General features: G+C 46.2%; 24 protein-coding genes. 16 read left to right on the forward strand and 8 right to left on the reverse strand.

What is annotated here, in order from left to right:
- Positions 1 to 20: 20 nt before the first annotated feature.
- The 6 genes from hemE to DU481_RS10420 all read left to right on the forward strand — a co-directional run bounded on the left by hemE (position 21) and on the right by DU481_RS10420 (position 5643).
- Positions 21 to 1094, forward strand: coding sequence for a uroporphyrinogen decarboxylase (gene hemE, locus DU481_RS10395; protein WP_350134287.1), 1074 nt, complete (start codon positions 21 to 23; stop codon positions 1092 to 1094).
- 31 nt (positions 1095 to 1125) lie between these two features.
- Complete coding sequence (locus DU481_RS10400; RefSeq protein WP_350134288.1) at positions 1126 to 1821, forward strand: response regulator transcription factor; 696 nt, start codon at positions 1126 to 1128, stop codon at positions 1819 to 1821.
- Positions 1796 to 3070, forward strand: a complete 1275-nt coding sequence (locus DU481_RS10405) for a sensor histidine kinase (protein ID WP_350134289.1) — start codon at positions 1796 to 1798, stop codon at positions 3068 to 3070. Before DU481_RS10400 ends, DU481_RS10405 begins: the two co-directional genes overlap by 26 nt.
- Positions 3071 to 3370: 300 nt before the next feature.
- Positions 3371 to 4327 (forward strand): sodium-dependent bicarbonate transport family permease, encoded by a 957-nt coding sequence (locus DU481_RS10410; protein WP_350134290.1) that lies wholly within the window; start codon positions 3371 to 3373, stop codon positions 4325 to 4327.
- Positions 4328 to 4375: 48 nt separating this feature from the next.
- The gene (locus DU481_RS10415) at positions 4376 to 4693 is read left to right on the forward strand and encodes a P-II family nitrogen regulator (RefSeq protein WP_350134291.1); all 318 of its coding nucleotides are present in this window, start codon (positions 4376 to 4378) and stop codon (positions 4691 to 4693) included.
- 155 nt (positions 4694 to 4848) lie between these two features.
- Positions 4849 to 5643: a lysophospholipid acyltransferase family protein gene (locus tag DU481_RS10420; RefSeq protein WP_350134292.1), complete on the forward strand. Its 795-nt coding sequence runs from the start codon at positions 4849 to 4851 to the stop codon at positions 5641 to 5643.
- On the opposite strand, the gene DU481_RS10425 is transcribed toward DU481_RS10420, so the two are convergent.
- The 3 genes from DU481_RS10425 to DU481_RS10435 are packed head-to-tail and all read right to left on the reverse strand — an operon-like array spanning position 5594 to position 7715.
- Positions 5594 to 6397: a symmetrical bis(5'-nucleosyl)-tetraphosphatase gene (locus DU481_RS10425; RefSeq protein WP_350134293.1), complete on the reverse strand. Its 804-nt coding sequence runs from the start codon at positions 6395 to 6397 to the stop codon at positions 5594 to 5596. The genes DU481_RS10420 and DU481_RS10425 overlap by 50 nt on opposite strands.
- 20 nt (positions 6398 to 6417) lie before the next feature.
- Positions 6418 to 7224: a 4-hydroxy-tetrahydrodipicolinate reductase gene (gene dapB / locus DU481_RS10430; RefSeq protein ID WP_350134294.1), complete on the reverse strand. Its 807-nt coding sequence runs from the start codon at positions 7222 to 7224 to the stop codon at positions 6418 to 6420.
- Positions 7225 to 7244: 20 nt separating this feature from the next.
- The gene (locus DU481_RS10435) at positions 7245 to 7715 is read right to left on the reverse strand and encodes an outer membrane protein assembly factor BamE (protein WP_350134295.1); all 471 of its coding nucleotides are present in this window, start codon (positions 7713 to 7715) and stop codon (positions 7245 to 7247) included.
- Positions 7716 to 7765: 50 nt separating this feature from the next.
- Here DU481_RS10435 and fur point away from each other — a divergent pair, with 50 nt between their 5' ends.
- Both fur and DU481_RS10445 read left to right on the forward strand, forming a co-directional pair.
- Positions 7766 to 8206 carry a ferric iron uptake transcriptional regulator gene (gene fur, locus DU481_RS10440; protein ID WP_090316694.1) on the forward strand — a complete coding sequence of 147 codons (441 nt, stop codon included), beginning with the start codon at positions 7766 to 7768 and terminating at the stop codon, positions 8204 to 8206.
- Position 8207: 1 nt separating this feature from the next.
- The gene (locus DU481_RS10445) at positions 8208 to 9479 is read left to right on the forward strand and encodes a lytic murein transglycosylase (protein ID WP_350134296.1); all 1272 of its coding nucleotides are present in this window, start codon (positions 8208 to 8210) and stop codon (positions 9477 to 9479) included.
- Positions 9480 to 9529: 50 nt separating this feature from the next.
- Here DU481_RS10445 and DU481_RS10450 read toward each other — a convergent pair whose 3' ends face one another.
- The gene (locus DU481_RS10450; protein WP_350134297.1) at positions 9530 to 10516 is read right to left on the reverse strand and encodes a malate dehydrogenase; all 987 of its coding nucleotides are present in this window, start codon (positions 10514 to 10516) and stop codon (positions 9530 to 9532) included.
- Between the two features lie 304 nt (positions 10517 to 10820).
- Here DU481_RS10450 and DU481_RS10455 point away from each other — a divergent pair, with 304 nt between their 5' ends.
- The 5 genes from DU481_RS10455 (at position 10821) to dapD (ending at position 15379) form a co-directional block, all read left to right on the forward strand.
- Positions 10821 to 11600, forward strand: a complete 780-nt coding sequence (locus DU481_RS10455; RefSeq protein ID WP_350134298.1) for a DUF5995 family protein — start codon at positions 10821 to 10823, stop codon at positions 11598 to 11600.
- Between the two features lie 108 nt (positions 11601 to 11708).
- Positions 11709 to 12044: a DUF4156 domain-containing protein gene (locus tag DU481_RS10460; protein WP_350134299.1), complete on the forward strand. Its 336-nt coding sequence runs from the start codon at positions 11709 to 11711 to the stop codon at positions 12042 to 12044.
- Between the two features lie 422 nt (positions 12045 to 12466).
- On the forward strand, positions 12467 to 13165 hold the full coding sequence (locus tag DU481_RS10465) for a hypothetical protein (RefSeq protein WP_350134300.1): 699 nt from the start codon (positions 12467 to 12469) through the stop codon (positions 13163 to 13165).
- Positions 13166 to 13319: 154 nt separating this feature from the next.
- Positions 13320 to 14516, forward strand: coding sequence for a succinyldiaminopimelate transaminase (gene dapC, locus DU481_RS10470; protein ID WP_350134301.1), 1197 nt, complete (start codon positions 13320 to 13322; stop codon positions 14514 to 14516).
- 38 nt (positions 14517 to 14554) lie between these two features.
- A complete protein-coding gene (dapD, locus tag DU481_RS10475) occupies positions 14555 to 15379 on the forward strand; it encodes a 2,3,4,5-tetrahydropyridine-2,6-dicarboxylate N-succinyltransferase (RefSeq protein ID WP_350134302.1) in 825 nt (274 codons plus the stop codon).
- A gap of 68 nt (positions 15380 to 15447) precedes the next feature.
- Here dapD and DU481_RS10480 read toward each other — a convergent pair whose 3' ends face one another.
- Both DU481_RS10480 and miaA read right to left on the reverse strand, forming a co-directional pair.
- On the reverse strand, positions 15448 to 15741 hold the full coding sequence (locus DU481_RS10480; RefSeq protein ID WP_350134303.1) for a BON domain-containing protein: 294 nt from the start codon (positions 15739 to 15741) through the stop codon (positions 15448 to 15450).
- Positions 15742 to 15982: 241 nt separating this feature from the next.
- A complete protein-coding gene (gene miaA, locus DU481_RS10485; RefSeq protein ID WP_350134304.1) occupies positions 15983 to 16942 on the reverse strand; it encodes a tRNA (adenosine(37)-N6)-dimethylallyltransferase MiaA in 960 nt (319 codons plus the stop codon).
- A 64-nt stretch (positions 16943 to 17006) separates the two neighbouring features.
- Between miaA and DU481_RS10490 the strand changes: the two genes are divergently transcribed.
- From DU481_RS10490 to DU481_RS10500, 3 genes are all read left to right on the forward strand, one after another.
- A complete protein-coding gene (locus DU481_RS10490) occupies positions 17007 to 17336 on the forward strand; it encodes a twin transmembrane helix small protein (RefSeq protein WP_502889942.1) in 330 nt (109 codons plus the stop codon).
- 59 nt (positions 17337 to 17395) lie between these two features.
- Positions 17396 to 18607: a BaiN/RdsA family NAD(P)/FAD-dependent oxidoreductase gene (locus DU481_RS10495; protein WP_350134309.1), complete on the forward strand. Its 1212-nt coding sequence runs from the start codon at positions 17396 to 17398 to the stop codon at positions 18605 to 18607.
- Between the two features lie 168 nt (positions 18608 to 18775).
- Entirely contained in the window at positions 18776 to 19018 is a 243-nt protein-coding gene (locus DU481_RS10500; RefSeq protein ID WP_350134305.1) for a hypothetical protein, read from the forward strand.
- A 285-nt stretch (positions 19019 to 19303) separates the two neighbouring features.
- Here the strand turns inward: DU481_RS10500 and DU481_RS10505 are convergent, their stop codons facing one another.
- Both DU481_RS10505 and DU481_RS10510 read right to left on the reverse strand, forming a co-directional pair.
- Positions 19304 to 19600 (reverse strand): hypothetical protein, encoded by a 297-nt coding sequence (locus DU481_RS10505; protein ID WP_350134306.1) that lies wholly within the window; start codon positions 19598 to 19600, stop codon positions 19304 to 19306.
- A gap of 8 nt (positions 19601 to 19608) precedes the next feature.
- The gene (locus tag DU481_RS10510) at positions 19609 to 19701 is read right to left on the reverse strand and encodes a transposase (protein WP_350134310.1); all 93 of its coding nucleotides are present in this window, start codon (positions 19699 to 19701) and stop codon (positions 19609 to 19611) included.
- Positions 19702 to 20228 lie beyond the last annotated feature (527 nt).

Raw genomic sequence — 20228 nt, forward strand, 5'->3', positions numbered from 1 at the left:
GATAAAACATAGGCTTTTTAATGACAACTCTGAAGAATGATACGTTCCTACGCGCATTACTGAAACAACCCATTGAATACACACCTGTCTGGCTGATGCGGCAAGCAGGCCGCTATCTGGCGGAATATAACGCTACCCGGGCACGCGTCGGGGATTTCTTATCCTTGTGTAAAAATCCTGGATTTGCGACTGAAGTCACCCTGCAACCGCTGGCTCGTTTTCCGCTGGATGCCGCCATATTGTTTTCGGATATTTTGACCATACCTGATGCCATGGGGCTGGGATTATATTTTGCCCAAGGTGAAGGACCGATGTTTAAACATCCTCTGCGCGAGGAAAAAGAAATTCGCGCATTGAAAGTTCCCGATCCCAATACGGATTTACGCTATGTCATGGATGCAGTTTCGGAAATCCGTAAGGCATTGGATAACCGCGTGCCCTTGATTGGTTTTTCCGGTAGTCCCTTTACATTGGCGTGTTATATGGTGGAAGGGCGTGGGGGTACCGAATTCCGGGAAATTAAAACCATGCTGTATCAACGCCCGGAATTGCTACACCATATACTGGATGTGAATGCAAAGGCGGTGATCGCTTATCTTAACGCGCAAATCGAATCCGGTGCGCAGACGGTTATGATTTTTGATACATGGGGTGGTGCGCTTTCGCATTCAGCTTATAAAGAGTTCTCGCTGCGGTATATCCAGCAAATTATTGCCGGATTGAAACGGGAACACGATGGCGTCCGTATTCCCAACATTGTGTTTACCAAGGGCGGTGGGCTGTGGCTGGAAGCCATTGCGGACATCGGCTGCGATGCGGTCGGATTGGATTGGACAATCGATATTGGTGATGCGCGGCGGCGTGTGGGCAATAAAGTTGCTTTGCAGGGAAATTTGGATCCGTCGGTGCTTTTTGCATCTCCAGAAGTCATCACCGCAGAAGTAGCGAAGATATTGGCCAGTTATGGCAACGGCAGCGGTCATGTATTTAATCTGGGGCATGGTATTTCTCAGTTTACGCCGCCGGAGAATGCAGCAGCCCTGGTGGATGCTGTTCATACCTTAAGCCGTGAATTCCATGCGGTAAGAGGTTAACAAGAATTAAATCATCACTGCAGGTGGTTGTATGCATATACTGATTATTGAAGACGATCTGGCGATTGCCGCCAATCTGTATGATTTTCTGGAGTCCCGGGGACATACGGCGGATGCAGCTGTTAATGGTGTAGCAGGACTTCATCTTGCAGTGACACAGCGATTTGATGCCATTCTGCTGGATCTGGGATTGCCCGGCATGAACGGTATGACGCTGTGCCGGAAATTGCGTCAGGAATCGCAGATCGATACGCCGATTTTGATGCTTACTGCTCGAGACACGCTGGAAGATAAGCTAGCGGGCTTCGAGCAAGGGGCGGATGATTATCTGATCAAGCCCTTTGCATTAAAAGAGGTTGAAGCGCGTTTGTTGGCAATGCATAAACGCTATGTCGGTAAAGTTGCCAACCGCACATTGGAATTTGACAAACTTTCCTTTGATCCTAAAACACTTTCCATTCGTTTTGAAAACAAGAACGTCAAGCTTCCACCCAAATGTATTCGTTTATTGGCATTGATGATGAGCGAACCAGGTAAAGTTTTCAGCCGGGAAGAACTCGAATTGGAAGCGTGGGAGGATGTTCAGGAAACCAGCGATACGTTACGTAGCCATATGCATATTTTACGGCGCGCACTGACCAAAGCTGGCGGATATGATCCTATTGAAACGGTTCATGGACTTGGTTACTGCTTAACTTCTCGTGCACAGATTTCCAATAGAACGTAGCCTTCGCTACCGTGTCGCCGTGGCGTTGGCGACATTCAGTATTTTTACTGTAGGCACCTTGTGCGTCATTCTTTATTTTGCTTCCGATAACATTGAGGAAGCGCATATTGAACAAGTGATTAAGATGGAAATGGATCATCTTGTTCATCGCTATCAGAGACACTCGGATTTTATTTCCCAAGTCGGTTCGCATCTTAAAAGCTACGTCGTCCACAATATGGAGGAAGAGCTGCGTCTCCCCGCGTATTTGCGCGGACTCAATCCTGATTACCATAGAATCTATTACGGAGTGGATGATTTTCATGTCTTAGTACATGCCATTGGTGAAGTAAAATTTGTGGTGGCCTATCGCATTACGTTACATAAGCAGCGGTTGCAGGAACTCAGGCTATTGATTGTCATGTCATGGCTCGTCGTGGTTGCAATCGCTTTTTTTGTAGGTTATTTACTGGCCAGAGTGCTGGTTCAGCAAGTGACGGACTTGGCGGATCGAGTTAATCGTTTAGCCCCGGGTGATGTTCAACATGGGCTTTTGGCCCAACAGGACATGGACGAGGAAGTTGCCCAGCTTGCGCGGGCGCTGGATGATTATCAGAACCGGATTAAACGGATGCTGCAACGTGAACAAGAGTTTACCGCGAATATCAGTCATGAATTAAGAACCCCCATCACCACCATTCTGACCAGCTGTGAATTACTGATCGCGGGCGCAGATATTCCAATTAAAGCCTACCATCGCGTGAAGATGATCGAAGCAGCCGCCGCCCGCATGGGGGAACAACTGCAAGCCTTGTTGTTTCTTGCACGCGAACAAGCGTTGGGTGTCATTGAAACTGTGGCTGTGGCTGAATGTGTATATGACGCCGCAGATCCATTGTGTGTCGAGATTGCCAGGAAAAATCTTACTTTTGAAGTTCTCATTGCGCCGGATGTCGTGTTGACGGTCAACCGTCAGGCATTACATACGACATTAATGAATTTGATTCGTAATGCTGTGCAATATACTCAAAAAGGTTACATCCGGATCGAATTTAATAATCGGCGGCTATCCGTTTCAGATTCCGGTATAGGAATAGAACCGGCCTATTTGCCGCTACTCTACGAACGGTTCTTCCGCGGTTCGACGCAAGGAGAAGGGCTGGGGATAGGGCTTGCGATTGTTAAGCGGATTTGCAATCACTACGGTTGGAATATCGAAGTCGATAGCACGCCAGGAAAAGGCACCACTTTTCATATCATTTTTCCTTAATTATTTAGTAAGTAGCATTTCTTTTTCTTCACGATTTCTTCACATTTCCTATGTTAACGTTTCCGTGTGAAAGGCTGTTCACTCACGGGTTTCCAGATCTAAGAAGTGCGCTTCTTGTCGCCACAGATTCTCGAGATTTTTACTTTTTGTAAAGTCTCGGTTTTAACGAAATGGATTTACCCAAGAAACCTCACAGTTTCCTGGCGTCTTTTTGTTACGTTTTTAGTCTGGGGTGCCTTCTTAGATGCTGTTTGTTAAATATTTTTATAAACTATATAACTAATAAATAGGGAGTGTTGAATGACTACTATACAACCGGTAGTTTTCTTTTTTGTTGCGGGGGTCTTGGCAGGTGTCATTAAATCTGACTTGAAAATTCCCGAAGCGCTGTATAAGAGCTTAAGTCTCTTTCTGTTGATCGCTATCGGCTTTAAAGGCGGTGTATCGATGGCCAAGTACGAGATTATGGAAGTGCTGCCCATCGCTGTTTCTATGGTTGTTTTAGCGGCATTGATTCCACTAACCGCATATCCGATTTTAAGATTCATTGGTAAATTCACCCAGGCGGATGCAGGTGCTATTGCTGCGCACTATGGTTCCGTCAGTGCGGTGACTTTTGCCGTGGGTGTGGCTTTCCTGGCTGCGAAAGATGAGCCTTCCGAGGGTTATATGGTTCTCATCATGGCGCTGATGGAAATTCCTGCTTTGGTAACCGGTACAATCTTGGCGCGCGCGGGTGCTGGCGGTGAAAAAACCCAGTGGGGCAAGTTGATGCACGAAATTTTGACCGGTACCAGTCTTTATCTACTGATTGTTGGCGTGTTGATCGGTTATTACGCAGGCGTGGTTAAGCTGGTGTCACCATTGGATAAAATGTTTATGGACTTATTCATGGGTGTTTTGGCATTCTTCCTGCTGGAAATGGGTCTGCTCGCAGCAGCACGGTTGAAAGCGGTGATGGATAAAGGTGTCTTCATTATTGCGTTTGGTATTCTGTTCCCGTTAACCGCTGGTATGTTTGGTGCATATCTGGGTTGGATTTTCGGTTTATCGGAAGGCGGTACGATGTTGCTGGCCGTACTGTATGCTAGCTGCTCTTATATTGCTGCACCCGCCGCTATGCGTATCGCCGTGCCCGATGCGGATCCTGCGCTATCAATTGGCGCATCTCTGGGTGTGACCTTCCCCTTTAACATCTTTATCGGTGTACCAATTTACTGGGAAATGGCGCATTGGTTCCATGGCATTGCAGTCTAAAAACTATTGCCGTTTATTTAATAATTATCTGACTTTTCGGGAAAAAATATGAATAATTCAATCGCAATGAAACGATTCGAGATTGTTGTTGGTATTGAACAACTTGAACAATTAACGGAATTGTTAGAAAAATGCTCAGTGCGTGGTTATACTGTTCTTAAACAGGCTGGTGGGCTCGGATCACGCGGTGTGCGCGATCCTGGCGATGTTTTGATGGAGCAGGAGAACGTGATGGTTGTTCTCGCCTGTAAAGACGAGCAAGCACAAAAGATTGCCAGTGAATTGAGACCTGTGCTGAGAAGCTTGGGTGGCATGTGTCTGATTTCGGATTGCCTGTGGCTTGAAGGACCAGCTGTTTCTTATTAGTTGTTGATGTTTTTTGTATAGAATCACTGTTTAGTTTCTGTAATACACGCAAAAAAATCTTGCGTGTATTACAGTTCCCTTAGTTTTTTGCAAAATAATGGTAGGGTTAGTTGCAGCAACCATTACCAAGCCAGTTCCTCTGCACAATTCTCTTCATGCAAAAAAATACACCGATGCTATTGCGCATCATCCGCCTGATTCATTTACTGCTGCATGTTATCTCAGGCTTATTGCAATCAATTGTTTATCCCTATTTTCCTTTATCGATTCAGCGCACCATGATGCAACGCTGGGCGACCGGTTTATTGTCCACTCTTGCGATCCGGTTGCATTGCCACGGTAGATTACCTACGATGGATATGCCGAGGGTAATGTTTGCAGCTAATCACGTATCCTGGCTGGATGTTTGTGTTTTGATGGCGGCATGCCCGACTCGTTTTGTTGCCAAAGCTGAAATTAGCCGTTGGCCTGTCTTAGGCCTGCTAAGCCGGAATGCCGGTACACTGTTTATCGAACGTGCAAAACGCAGCGATACGCTGCGTATCAATCAACAAATCAGTGATGTGCTGGATAAGGGAGAGCGAGTAACGATATTTCCTGAAGGCACCACAACCGATGGAACGCAGATTAACCATTTTCATGCTTCACTGCTGCAAGCGGCTGTCACTGCGGATGCCATGTTGTATCCGGTTGCAATCGGCTATCGCAATAGCCGCGGCGGCATTTGCAAGGAAGCCGCTTATATCGATCCCTCATTAATCTTGTCGTTGCAAAAAATCCTGAGTCTTACAAGCATTGATGTAGAACTGACATTCGATTCGCCGATTCCCTGTGGCATGAAAAACCGGCGGGAATTGGCGCGCTTGTCCGAGCAAGCGGTTGCGGATGCTTTATCGTTGCCTATTGCGCACAAGGAATCTGAAAAACTTTCCGGTCTTCCAACCGGATAGCGGACAATTGACCTCCCCATACGCAACCGCTATCCAATGCGATTAAATGGTCTGTGATATGCAATCCTAATCCGGACCAATGGCCGCAAATGATGGTTGTGTTCTGACTGATCCGGTGCGGTACGTTGAACCATGGCATATAGCCATCCGGAATGGATTGCGGATTACCTTTAAAAGCGAAATTCATCCGCCCATCCGGCGTGCATACGCGCATGCGTGTCATTGCGTTGATGATGACCCGAAGCCGGATATAGCCGGTCCAATCGTCTTGCCAGTAATTGGGTTCGTTGCCGTACATTCGAGCGAATAACTCATGGTGATCGTCGTGACGCAATGCAGTTTCAACTTCATGAGCGAGTTGTCCGGCTTGTGCAATAGACCACGATGGCAATAATCCGGCATGCACCATGGCATACTGGCCTTCAACGTGAAATAATTTTTGCTGCCGTAGCCAATGCAACAGCTCATCACGGTCAGGTGCATCGAGAATCGGTTGAATCGTGTCGCTGGGATGATTTGCGGCCATTCCTGCCGCAACCATGAGCAAATGCAGATCATGATTGCCGAGAACCATGCGTATCGCATCGCCGGCCTGTTTGATACAACGTAACAATGGCAGTGAACCGGGGCCGCGATTAACGATATCGCCTACCAGCCAAAGTTTATCTTGGTCGGGATCAAAGCGAATAACTTCGAGCAATTGTTGAAATTCAGTGAAGCAGCCTTGTAAATCACCGATCGCATACGTTGCCATGAAGTTAACGGTAAAGAATGTTAACGCAAACCCAGTACATCCTGCATATCGAACAAACCATTGGGCTTGTCGGCAAGAAAGCGCACCGCGCGCAATGCACCCATGGCAAAAGTCATCCGGCTGCTGGCTTTATGGGAAATTTCCACGCGTTCACCGATACCGGCAAACATAGCGGTATGATCACCGACAATATCCCCGGCTCGAATAGTCGCGAATCCGATGGTCTCCGGCTTTCTTTCTCCGGTTACGCCTTCGCGGCCATACACCGCTACCTCACTTAAATCTTTTTTCAGTGCATCAGCGATGACTTCACCCATGCGCAAAGCGGTGCCGGATGGAGCGTCCACTTTATGGCGGTGATGCGCTTCGATGATTTCAATATCGTAGCCTTCATTGAGCACTTTCGCGGCGATTTCCAATAATTTGAAAGTGACGTTCACACCGACACTCATATTGGGCGCAAATACGATGGCGATATCTTGAGCGGCTTGTTGCAGCAAAGCTTTTTCTTCCGATGAGAAACCAGTGGTGCCGATCACCATTTTTACACCTGCTTCCCGGCATACGGAGAGATGGGCAAGGGTACCTTGGGGGCGCGTGAAATCGATTAAATGATGACAATTTCTCAGGGCTTGCGCATAATCGCTGACGATAGGGACGCCGCAATGCGCGCCGATTAACTCGCCGGCATCCTTATTCAAATAAGGGCTGTCAATTCTTTCCAATGCCGCTGCAAGCTGCATATCGGGTGCTTGCATCACGGCTTCCAGCAAGGTGCGGCCCATACGGCCGGAGCTTCCGGCAATAGCGATTTTTTGCGTAATCATTTTCTGCAATAGTTTGATAATTAAGGTTTTATAGAGACTGTACTGGGTACGTTACAGAGATCGTCATCATCATCGGGTACCATTTCTTTTTGTCCGGCTTTTTGCTCTGTTTTTGCTTGAACCGGTTTGGGTTTTATGGGATCCGGAGAACTCGTTAAGTAATTTTCAATACTGGATAAGGCATCATCAGCAAAGAAAAGGGTTACTCGTTTTTGTTCAACGAGATCGCCGTGTTTACGAAAAAGATAAACATAATCCCAGCGATTGTCGCGGAAGGCATCCATGATGAGCGGCGAGCCTAAAACAAAAAGCACCTGGGATTTGGTCATGCCGGGTTTTAGTTTTTCCAGCATTTCTTCTGTAACAACATTACCTTGCTGCACATCGATTTTATAGAGAACATGAGGGAGCAATGAACATCCTGTCAGCAGCAAGAAAGCGATCAATACGGAAAATTTTGCAACCATTTTGTTGATATTATATGTTTCCAAAGTGAACACAGCATATGATACAGTAAATAATTTTCTAGACAGAGATAACCATGGGTAACTTCGACGATCTGAAAAGTATTGATCTCAAAAATATTGGTCTTAAAACAACACTGCCCAGACTTAAAATATTAAATTTATTTGAGCAAAGCAGTGTACGTCATCTGTCGGCAGAAGATGTTTATAAAGAGTTGATCAGCGAAGGCGAAGATATTGGGTTGGCGACTGTCTATCGCGTTTTGACGCAATTTGAGCAAGCCGGATTACTGGAGCGGCATCACTTTGAAAGCGGCAAAGCCGTATTTGAGCTGAAAGGCGATGGCCATCATGATCACTTGGTATGTTTGCAATGTGGCCGCGTAGAAGAATTCTACGACGCGGAGATTGAGAAACGGCAGATAGCCATTGCGAAGGAACGCGGTTTTACGCTGCAAGAACATTCATTGTCACTTTACGCGGATTGTACGAAGCAAAACTGTCCGCACCGAAAATAACATGATACCAGCAGCCATTCCTTATCACATTCGTGATCTATTGCGTTTCGCAAAAAAGCGGAGCTGGTGGAAAAAACGATGGGGTGCGGCACTCATAGTTTTGACGTGCGCGCAGCCGGTCTATGCGGATGACAGCGGTTTTGGCGAATGTATTGCCCGAATGAAATCGCAAGCGCGCCTGGAAGGTATTTCCGAAAACACAGTCAATCAAGTGCTGAGTAGGGTCAAACGGCTGCCACGTATCATTGAGCTGGATCGGCGCCAACCTGAGTTCACGCAAACATTTGCAAATTATTTCACGACACGGATCAACGAAGATCGCATACAGCGTGGCCGGGATCTGTATGCCAAACATCACACTTTACTGAATCAGATTCAACGGGACAGCGGTATTCCGGCACAATTTCTGATTTCCTTCTGGGGATTGGAGACCAGTTACGGTGGTCATTTTGGCGACTGGTCGGTGTTGGATTCTTTAGCGACGCTAGCCTGTGACACGCGCCGGAGCACTTTTTTTACTCAAGAGCTGTTCAATGCCATGCGGATTGTGGAGGCGGGCGATATCACCGCGGAACGCATGATCGGTTCCTGGGCGGGTGCCATGGGACATATGCAATTCATGCCATCGACTTTTTTGCGCTATGCCAAGGATGTCGACGGAGACGGGCGGCGCGATCTATGGGGCAGTATTCCGGATGCGATGGGGTCCGCGGCCAATTTTTTGCAGCAGTTAGGGTGGGTTCCTGGTTTAAATTGGGGGCAAGAAGTGCTTTTACCGCGATCCTTTGATTACTCACTCGCTGGTCGGGATCAGATGCTGAGTTTTGAAGAGTGGACAAAATTAGGGGTTACGACCACTGCGGGAGCGCCATTGGCGCCGGCGGCACAAAAAGCAGCATTAATCATTCCTTCGGGTTATCAAGGCCCTGCATTCTTGGTGACCAAGAATTTTTATATCATCATGCGTTGGAACCGTTCCGAGTTTTATGCGCTATCGGTTGGACACTTGGCGGATCGCATCGCAGGTGCGGTTCCTTTGTTCCGTGCGCCACCGGTGGACTCGGCAAAAATATCCCGGGAACAAGTACGTCAGCTTCAAATGGATTTAACTACACTCGGAATTGATGCCGGAGAAGCCGATGGCATATTAGGTTCAGCCACCCGCAAGGCGATCAGTCTTTTTCAGCAAAAGACACAACGTATCGCGGATGGTCATTTAGATGCGGGAATATTGATTGCCATTCGCGAAGCGGCTAGCATCGGATCGCGCTGAAGCGCTCTTACAAAGCCGGATTGCGATTTCTTGTAGAGTAGTGCTACAGTTTAAGCCAGTAGGTGCTTGATCGCTTCTTGTTCGGCAACGAGTTCCTGATAGCTTTTTTGCATTTTTTCCCGGTCCGATGGAGTTATTTCTAGCCCTTCGACAATTTTATATTGACCGTTCTGACAGGTAACGGGAAAACTGTAGATAACACCTCGTGGTATATCGTAGCTGCCGTTTGAGGGCACGCCCATCGATACCCAGTCCCCTTCCCGGGTGCCAAAAATCCAATCCTGCATATGATTAATAATAGCATTGGCTGCACTGGCCGCGCTGGATTTGCCACGGCGTGCTTCAATAATGGCTGTGCCACGTTTCTGCACAACCGGGATGAAATGATTTTCTATCCACGCAGGATCGGTAATTAAAGAAGAAACACTGTTGTTCCCAACGGTGGCATGACTTAAATCAGGAAATTGCGTATTGGAATGATTTCCCCATACGATCATTCGTTTAATATCCGATACCGGCACGTGAAGTTTTAACGCAACTTGCGACAATGCGCGATTGTGATCCAGTCTCAGCATCGCGGAGAAATTGCTTGGATCGAGATCAGGGGCATTTTTTATCGTGATGTAGGCATTTGTGTTGGCGGGATTGCCAACGACCAATACTTTGACATCACGTTTTGCGGCGGTATTAAGTGCTCTGCCATTCTGGATAAAAATGGGGCTGTTGGCTGCCAGCAGATCCTTGCGTTCCATATTTTCGCCGCGCGGACGGGCACCAACGAGCAAAACAATATCCGCGTTATTGAATGCGACTTCGGGATTATCCGTGGTGATAATTCCGCTTAGCAACGGAAAAGCACAGTCATATAACTCCATGACAATACCATCAAACAATGGTTGTGCTTCGGTAATGTCATGTAATTGCAGAATAACCGGCTGATCTTTGCCAAGCATCTCGCCTGCTGCAATGCGATATAACAGGTTATAACAAATCTGTCCGGTTGCGCCGGTAACAGCAATTCGAATAGGCGGTTTCATTTTTTTCCAATCCTCGAAAAGCCACCAATAAGACTGGAAAATTGGCGGTATATGGGGAAAAGTGAACGGAATTATACTTGCAATCAGAGTCTCGCGGAAGAGCAAGTTTGTTTATGAAAATAAGATTGCGATAGCGTGTTGATTGCATAACAGAATAGTAAGTGGCAACCAATCCGGCCAAAGCCGCATCGTAGGATTCGATGCGTAGCTTATGTGGAATGACCGGTTCTATTCGCATCCGTTACTTGCATCATGGCAAGCATTGCGTATGATGCGAAAGTTCATAAATTTATTAGGAGATTTTATGGCAGATACCAGCTTTCCTTCCGCAATAGCGACCCCCGCGACTACAATCGATGAAGTGATCGTGCAGCTAACTGCCATCGTTGAGTGGTCTAAACAAAATGATTCCCGCATGGGCTACTTTGCCGCTCTATACCGTAAGGTTACGATTCAAGTGAAGCAAGGGATTGCAGAAAACTACTTTGACGACGGTCCGCGCATGGAACGTCTCGACGTGATCTTCGCCAACCGTTACATTCATGCATGCTATCTATACCAGACCGGGCAAACACCGACAAAATCCTGGGTACGCGCATTTGAAGCGACGCAACATTGGTGGCCGATTGTGTTGCAGCACTTGCTGCTCGGAATGAATGCGCATATCAATCTGGATCTGGGGATCGCCGCAGCGGAAACCGTACCGCCGGGAGAATTGCAGAATCTCAAAGGGGATTTTGAGAAAATCAACCAAGTATTGGCGGGTTTGGTTGGCGGTGTGCAAAGTGAGCTGGCGGAAATATGGCCTGTTCTGAGATTGCTCAATCGCTTTCTCGGCAGTGTTGAGACTGCCATCATCAACTTCAGCATGGAAAAAGCGCGCGATGCGGCCTGGTCATTCGCGGAAAAACTATCGCCTTTATCCGAAGTGCAGCGTAAGCAGGCTATCGTTGAAAAAGATAGCATGATGGCATTGTTCTCAAACGTGATTTCCCATCCGGGTTTTTACGGATCACTGATTATCGGCATCATTCGCCTGGGCGAACGGGGAACGACGCGTAAACGTATTGAAATTTTGGAATGATGTGTTGGCTGTGTGTTCAAGACTATTTACAGCTAATGAAAGATAATAATTCAACGCGAAAGAGTAGCCATCTGCTTAAATCTTATTGCCTCATACAGGAGCCATCCCATGAAAATAATCTTTACCGCTATTGGTAGCATTTTAATACTGTCTTCCTGCGCATGGGTGCAAGTCACCCCACAAGGCGAAGGTGTGCGCTTGGTGCAATCGGCTAAAACGGTTGAGCCATGCAAACGGCTGGGCAAAGTGAATGCAAAAGTTGTCAACCGTGTCATATTTAGCCGCGATGCAGACAAAGTGGCCGAAGAATTGGCCGATCTCGCCCGCAACGAAGCAGCTTTGATGGGAGGCGATACGATCATCCCCATTTCGGAAATTGGCGATGGCAGACGTAGTTTTGCTGTTTATCAGTGCTTCCAACCCAAACGCACGAGTATGAACTAACTGCCTTCTCTAACCGTAAAACAAGTGATTGCAGCCTGGGTTCGTGGCCGCTCGCTGATACGGGTTTGTATGAGATGGAGTTCAATAAAAAGGTCAAATGGATAATTAAATCCATTTGACCGGGAAATATCTTCAACTTTATCGGCGTAAGCTGAAGCGCTGAGCAGAAGAGAAAGGAGGGAGATTCGTTTCCGCGTTCTAGCCATTGTAGTATCCAATAATTGCTCCCCGCTCCTCGATGTATGTGACTTTTACCACAGTGATGCGCAAGCACTCATCAGTAAGATGAACGCCCAAAAAATGGGACTGAAATTATGTTTGCCGGGAAAGTGAATTTTCGTTCATGCTACATTTCTTTTCCTTCGATAAACTGACCATCTTTCCATACATACTTATTCAATAGCAACATAAAGAGGTTAATCATGAAATCAATGAAATACAAAAGTGTTGTATTCATGCTTCTGTTGATGGCTGCATCGTTACCGCTGCCGGGTTTCGCCGGACCTTTTCTTATGGCTGCTGAAGGCTATGTCTATGGTCAACTCAGCAATGTGCGCCAAGAACGTAGTATTAATAATGTTTACGTTGGAGAAATTTCGCTGGGGCATGAGAGTTTCTCGAATATCGGTTCAACGCATTTGTGGCAATTCTGTTTTGAAAAAAACCGGTATGAGGAAATTGAAAGTTTTATCGGTAAGAATGTGGTTGTTGAGTTTAAATTTCCAAAAAGCAATGATTTGTTATCTTGTGCACAACCTAATGAATTACTCGAAATTTACACGGTAGATCAGGATTTTTCATGGGAGCAGAAGCATTTTATCGGCAATATCCATACTTCCGATCCTGAGGTATCAAGTGGAGTCAAGGTCGGCAGAATTACCAATCTGACCAGAAACAAGAACGTGAGCAGGATTTATTATATGACGCTGCAAATTGGCCGCGGCGGTAGTAACTTTCATCATTTCATGATTGATGATCACGACCTGTATGATTTTGCGATCAATGCGCTAAAAAATGCCGCATTGGTGAAAGTACATTACAGCGATCGCAGATCATACGGAAATGCCTACGGATTAGGTCTTAGATCGGTTGTTGCGGAAATCGAAGTCATTGATCGGTGAGTTCGATAGGATCATGGAATGGATTGCGGGTTTTTATGCTGCACAAGTTGGTCATTCTCTCTCGCCCGCTTTATAATCCGTGCATCACAACTAATCTAATCTTTCTGGTTGAGCGGTGTAAATGCACATATCTAAGCACTGCATCCAATAGCGTATGAATCCAAATCTGAATCTACTGCAACCTTATCCATTCCAGAAACTGCGGCAACTGTTTGACGGCTTGACGCGCAATACCACACTAAAACCCATTGAGCTGCAAATCGGTGAGCCGAAACATGCCACGCCTGGGTTTATCCGTCAGGCGCTGACGGATAATCTGGATGGTTTGTCGACTTATCCGACGACATTGGGGATGCCGGCGCTGCGCAATAGCATTGCGGGGTGGGCTAAGCGGCGTTATAACCTTGCAGGAATCGACCCGGAGACTGAGGTTATTCCGGTTAACGGCAGCCGCGAGGCGCTATTTTCTTTTGCGCAAACCGTGATCGATAGCAGCAACGCCAAACAACCGGCGGTGGTTTGCCCTAATCCGTTTTATCAGATTTACGAGGGCGCTGCGTTTCTGGCGGGCGCTGAACCGCATTTTATTAACACCTTGCCGGAAAACCATTTCAAGCTGGATTACGGTCAGTTACCGGAGACGGTATGGTCGCGCACGCAATTGATTTATGTCTGTTCACCCAACAATCCGACCGGTAGCGTGATGACGCTGGACGATTGGCGGGCGTTGTTCGCGTTGTCGGACCGGTACGGTTTTGTGGTGGCTTCGGACGAATGCTATTCGGAGATTTATTGCGACGAGAAAAAGTCGCCTTTGGGCGCACTGGATGCCGCGCAACAATTGGGACGTGCTGGTTTTCCGCGTTTGGTGGTGTTCAATAGCTTATCAAAACGCTCGAATGTGCCGGGATTGCGTTCCGGTTTCGTGGCTGGGAATGCGCAATTACTGGAAAAATTTTTGTTGTACCGCACGTATCATGGCTCGGCGATGAATCCGGCGGCGCAAGCGGCCAGCGCCGCAGCCTGGAGCGATGAAGCACATGTCATAGAAAACCGCCGCTTGTATGCACAGAAATTTTCCAGCGCTGTCGCAATATTGTCGGATGCAACCACTGTACAGATGCCGGATGCAAGCTTTTATTTGTGGATTAAGACGCCTATCAGCGATACTGAATTCACTAAACGGTTGTATCAAGATTATAATGTGACAGTGCTGCCGGGTAGTTTTCTGGCGCGTGACGCGCATGGTGCCAATCCGGGAAAAGATTTTGTGCGGATTGCGCTGGTTACATCACTGGATGAATGTATTGAAGCCATGAACAGAATCAAATGTTTGTTGCAAACACTATGATTCGACAAAGTTGAGAATTAAATTACAGGAAAAATTAAATGACGAATGAATTGCAAGCCACCATCGAAGAAGCTTTTGATCGCCGTGCGGAGATTACCCCGCGTAATGTCGATGCCAAATTGAAAGAGTCGGTTACTCAAGTTCTTGCGATGCTGGATGGCGGTAAATTGCGCGTGGCTGAAAAAATCAATGGCGAATGGGTGACGCACCAGTGGTTGAAGAAAGCAGTGCTGTTGTCGTTTCGCATCGAAGACAATAACTTTATCAAAGGCGGCTTTTCCAATTATTTTGACAAAGTGCCATCGAAATTCGCGGATTACAGCTCGCGGGATTTTCGTGATGGCGGTTTCCGTGTTGTGCCGCCTGCCGCCGTGCGTAAAGGTTCGTTCATCGCCAACAACGTTGTGTTGATGCCGTCGTATGTCAATATCGGCGCGTATGTTGATGAGGGCACGATGGTCGATACCTGGGCTACGGTTGGTTCGTGTGCGCAAATCGGTAAGAATGTGCATTTGTCTGGCGGTGTTGGTATCGGCGGTGTGCTGGAGCCGGTGCAGGCGAATCCGACGATCATCGAGGACAATTGTTTTATCGGCGCGCGCTCTGAAGTTGTGGAAGGCGTTATTGTCGGGGAAAATTCGGTGATTTCGATGGGGGTTTACATTGGTCAGAGCACAAAAATTTATAACCGCGAAACCGGTGAAGTCAGTTACGGCCATATTCCGCCCGGATCGGTTGTCGTCTCGGGCAATTTACCCGCTGAGAATGGAAAATATAGCTTGTATTGCGCAGTGATCGTTAAACAAGTAGACGCCAAGACCCGGTCAAAAACGGGTATCAACGAGTTGTTGCGTGGTATCTGATCTGATTAGAGATTTCAATAGGGCATAATAAAAAATCCCCGTTCAGGGGATTTTTTATTGATGGGTAATTACCTGATAGTCACTTGGTTGTCGACTTTTTTCACACCGTCCACGATCCAGGCGTGCATGTTGATGCGCGTCATCTGATCTTCGTTACTGACGGCGCCTTTCAAGGCGACATTGCCGTCTTGTACTTTGATATCGATATTGGCGCCTTGCAATACAGGATCCGATTGTATCGCCTGTGTGATACGCGCGAAAATGGTCGAGTCGTCATAAACCGGACCGGATGGCGGTGTGATCCAAGATTCGTGTGTTTTTTCGGCATAGTTTTCACAGCCGATCAATATAATCATACTCATCAAGAGTATGATTAAAGTGAATAAATGAATACGCGTTTGCATAATGTTTCTATCCTATCGATGATTTCCTGAAATTAAATTCGAGTATTGTTAAATACGACGAAAGCGTTATGTCATGTTATTTTTAGTGAGTTATGATATTTATCCCTTGCCGTAGTATGGAATCATAACGCTACAAGCCGCAGCTAGACAAGCCAGTTTATGCAAAATGTATCGAGAACAAGTTTTTTCCCATACTACATCAATTTTTTTCAATCGTTGCCTGCAAAAAATGTTGTACGTGCGCGGACAAATTATTTGCCAGACAATCGAATTCCTGCACTGTACCGGTTTTCATGCCGCGCAGCCAGGTGAGCTGACGTTTGGCCAACTGGCGGGTGGCGGCTATGCCCATGTCATGCAATTCAGTGCTGGTGATTTCGTTGTCCAAGTAAAGACAGGTTTGACGATAGCCGACGCAGCGCATCGCGGGTGACTCAGTACTGAGTGAAGAAAACTTACCCCGAATTAATTGAACTTCGTCGATGAGACCATGCTTCAGCATCGCTTCAAAACGATGGGCGATGCGCAGGTGTAATTGACTGCGTTCACTGGGAATGAGTGCGATGTTGATGGCCCGAAAAGGAAAATTACTTTCCCGGGGTGTTTTTAGAATTTCGGACATCGGTTGTTGAGTCAGGTAGCATACTTCCAGCGCACGCTGAATCCGCTGACTGTCGGTGGGCTTGATTCGTGCAGCCGTTTCCTGATCCAGTTCTGCGAGCTTTTGATGCATGGCTGGCCAGCCCAGTTCCTGCGCCATATTTTCCAGCTTTTGGCGAAGATCTGAGTTCGCAGAAGGCAATGGAGAAAGACCTTCTTGCAGAGCCCGGAAATACAACATGGTGCCGCCTACTAATAATGGAATCTTATTACGCTGGGTAATATCATGCATCATGCCAAGCGCATCCTGTTGGAATTGCGCGGCGGAATAATGCTGATCCGGATCGATCAAGTTGATCAAATGATGTGGTATCTTGTTCAGCACCGCTGGATCGGGTTTTGCAGTTCCTATGTCCATAAAGCGATAGACTTGAGCGGAATCCACGCTGACAATTTCAACTGGAAAATTTTCTGCGATATCCAGAGCAATCCGGCTCTTACCACTGGCAGTTGGACCCATTAATAGAATAGCGGACGGCAGCCCGATTGAATTTTGCATTGCTGTGATGTGGTCGTTGGATGAAAGAAATCAGGTATCAGCTAAACATACAATAGCTTTGGGGATGCCATGGATTATTGCCGTTTTATCGTTAAATAGCCATTGGACATTCAGTGAAACTCGGCTAAACTTTGTTAAATTTAATTTTTCTAGGAACAAACCATTGAAAATCTTTGCTGCCGTATTATTCCTCCTTATATTATATAGCCTAGGATCTGCGCTATATTACATGTACAACGATAAAGGTAACTCCACGCGTATGGTCAAATCTTTGAGCATCCGTATTGGTTTGTCTCTTTTTTTATTTATTGTCATGATGATATGGTACCGGTTGAATATGGATACTGATTGTTTGGATATGGCAGCGGATTGCTTGGATATGGTTACTGATTAAAATGATTGCAGTATTCAAGGAATATTGATGCGCTTGTTGTATCAGTGGCCTTGAGAAAAATTTCCAAAGATGTCGCCATCATCGGTGCAGGCGCGGCCGGCATGATGTGTGCGATTGAAGCCGGTAAACGAGGCCGTAGCGTCATACTGCTCGATCATGCGCGAAAGCTGGCTGAAAAAATCCGTATTTCTGGCGGTGGCCGGTGCAACTTCACCAATCGGCATGCCAGTGCGGAAAACTATCTTTCCACAAATCCGCATTTTTGCCGTTCCGCATTAGCTCGTTTTACACCACAAGATTTTATTGCGCTGGTTGAAAAGCATGGCATTCGCTATCATGAAAAAAAATTAGGTCAACTGTTTTGTGATAACAGCTCACAGCAGATCATCGATATGTTGCAGCAAGAATGTGCGAAAGCGGGTGTGGAGTGGCAAATACCTTCCCAAGTACAACGAGTTGAACATGTTTTCGTCAATAACGACGAACAATACGCCAAGAAAAAATTCCTAATCACAACCGAACGCAATATCGTTGCTGTGGATTCGCTGGTCATTGCGACGGGTGGCTTGTCCATTCCGCAGATCGGTGCTAGTGCATTTGGTTATCAAATAGCCGATCAATTTGGCATTCGTGTGACATCGTTACGTCCTGGTTTAGTGGGGTTGACTTTTACCGCCGGAGATTTTGCAGGCTTTAAAGATATTTCGGGGATATCAGTCGATGCCGCGGTTAGTTGCGCTGGCGTTTCGTTCCGTGAAAATGTCTTATTTACTCACCGGGGCTTAAGCGGTCCGGCTATCCTGCAAATTTCTTCATATTGGCAACCAGGTGAGCCGCTTCATATCGATTTATTGCCACAACAGAACGCACAACAGATTTTCTTGGAATATAGGCAAAGTGCATTGATGCTATCAAATTTACTAGCGCGCTATTTGCCCAAACGGTTTGTGCAGATCTGGTGTGCGGCGAACTTTGCTGAGCTGTCGATCATGACAAAACCAATGAATCAATTTCGTGACAATGAATTACGTCAAGTGGCGGATAAAATTCATGACTGGCAAGTTGTGCCTAGTGGAACAACCGGCTATAAGAAGGCGGAAGTAACATTGGGCGGTGTTGATACGCATGAATTATCTTCCAAAACAATGGAATCCAGGCACATATCGGGATTATATTTCATCGGAGAGGTAGTTGATGTCACCGGTCAACTGGGCGGATATAATTTTCAATGGGCTTGGTCATCGGGGTACGCAGCTGGTCAGGCGGTTTGATTGATAATTGCAAATATCTTTTCTGATAACTGGTGCATAACTTATCGATTGGGATATATAGAGTCAGTTTCGCAGTTGAGATAATTTGAACAAATCGACTCCATGTGTACAGTAAATCCATTTTTTACAATGGATTAGATTTATAACATAGCTTTTTTACTTGAAAATATGAAAACAAACAGTGATGAAAAAAAAGAAAATACTTCTGAGAATGAAAAGCCTGTCGTTTCAAGTGGGCAAAATATAGCGATTATTATCGGTACTATACTTTTTCCTGTCATTGGGGTTGCCATGGGTTATACCTTTTATAAGAAGGATAATCCGGCTGCAAAGAAAGTAGGAAGAAATTGGCTAATACTCGGAATTATAATGTTTATAGTTAATATCTTTATTGTAAGCATTATGAAATAAAAAAGATAAGTCTACAATAATTATTTTAAGTCGGGTATTTCCGGTCAAGAGGGTGCATCACTATATTTGCGTAATCATTCGGTGTTGTGATCAGGCGATTGCGCTGTAATTGTCGCTGCGTCACTGGATTGTTCTTCGCGGCCTTGTTCTGAATGCCGTATTTAATGCCACACGATCTCAGCGCAGCGCGATGTTTCGGCTGTTATAAGCCTTGTCGGCATGAATACGAGTTTCCGATCGGATATCGACTTTATCGAGCAGATCCTGCAACGGCTTGCTGTCATATTAATTGGCCGGAGTGGTTTCAATTGCCAACATCAACCCGTTGATCGACCATCGTATGCTGCTTATAGTCAAATACTGGTTGGCTGCTTTTTTAACCCAGCGTGCTTCAGTATCGACACCGGGCTGGACCACTTCAATGACTTGCATCGCTGTCTGGCCACCCGTTTCATCGTCCCGTTCTTCCCGGTCACTCACGACTCGGGCTTGCAAGGACTTTGCGTAATGTTCGCATCGACATGGCTGTCTTGCCTGACCATGATAGCGTGCGACTGTATTTGCGTATTCTCTTGGACTCACAACCCATCCTAAGCACCTGCTGCTGTCAGTTGGGTTATGAAACGCAATAACACGGAATAATCCGGCATATCGTCTTCCAGCGACAAACCAAGAAATCGCATCACATGCAGATTCGAAAATGGACTGAGATCGCTTTCTCTATCGAGTTCCAGTCAATCAACTGATCAATCTGCTTCAAGAAACCTCCTCTCTGCGTGCGGCGGGTTACATTGTATTCCTAGAAACTTATGTTCAATACTCTAATATCCTTGTTTTTAAATACAATTGTAGCATCTGGCACAGTGATTCTGGATCGTAACCGTGTAAAGGTCTCTATAGGGCCCGTTTTGGCAAACGGAAGGTCAAATTTTGCAATCCGATAATTAATTTTTCTAAAATCTTTAGTGAGTGGGTCACTTTTAATTAATCCTTGTAGATAAAGGGGAAATGAGAGGAGTGGAAGATTAAATCCCTTGAGGAAGAGAGGAGATTTTATGACAAATGACTTGACTTTGAGGGGTAAGGTCGACTAGCCTGGGAGGCGTGGTTAAATTAAGGGTAAAAATAGGTTAATTTAACTGCCGAGATAAAAGCAGTACTAATTAATTAGTATTAGAAGTAGAAGAGTAAAAGAACGAGAAGTAGTTTT

Origin of the sequence: Nitrosomonas sp., from assembly GCF_040240425.1 — a bacterium.
Taxonomy (GTDB): Bacteria; Pseudomonadota; Gammaproteobacteria; order Burkholderiales; family Nitrosomonadaceae; genus Nitrosomonas.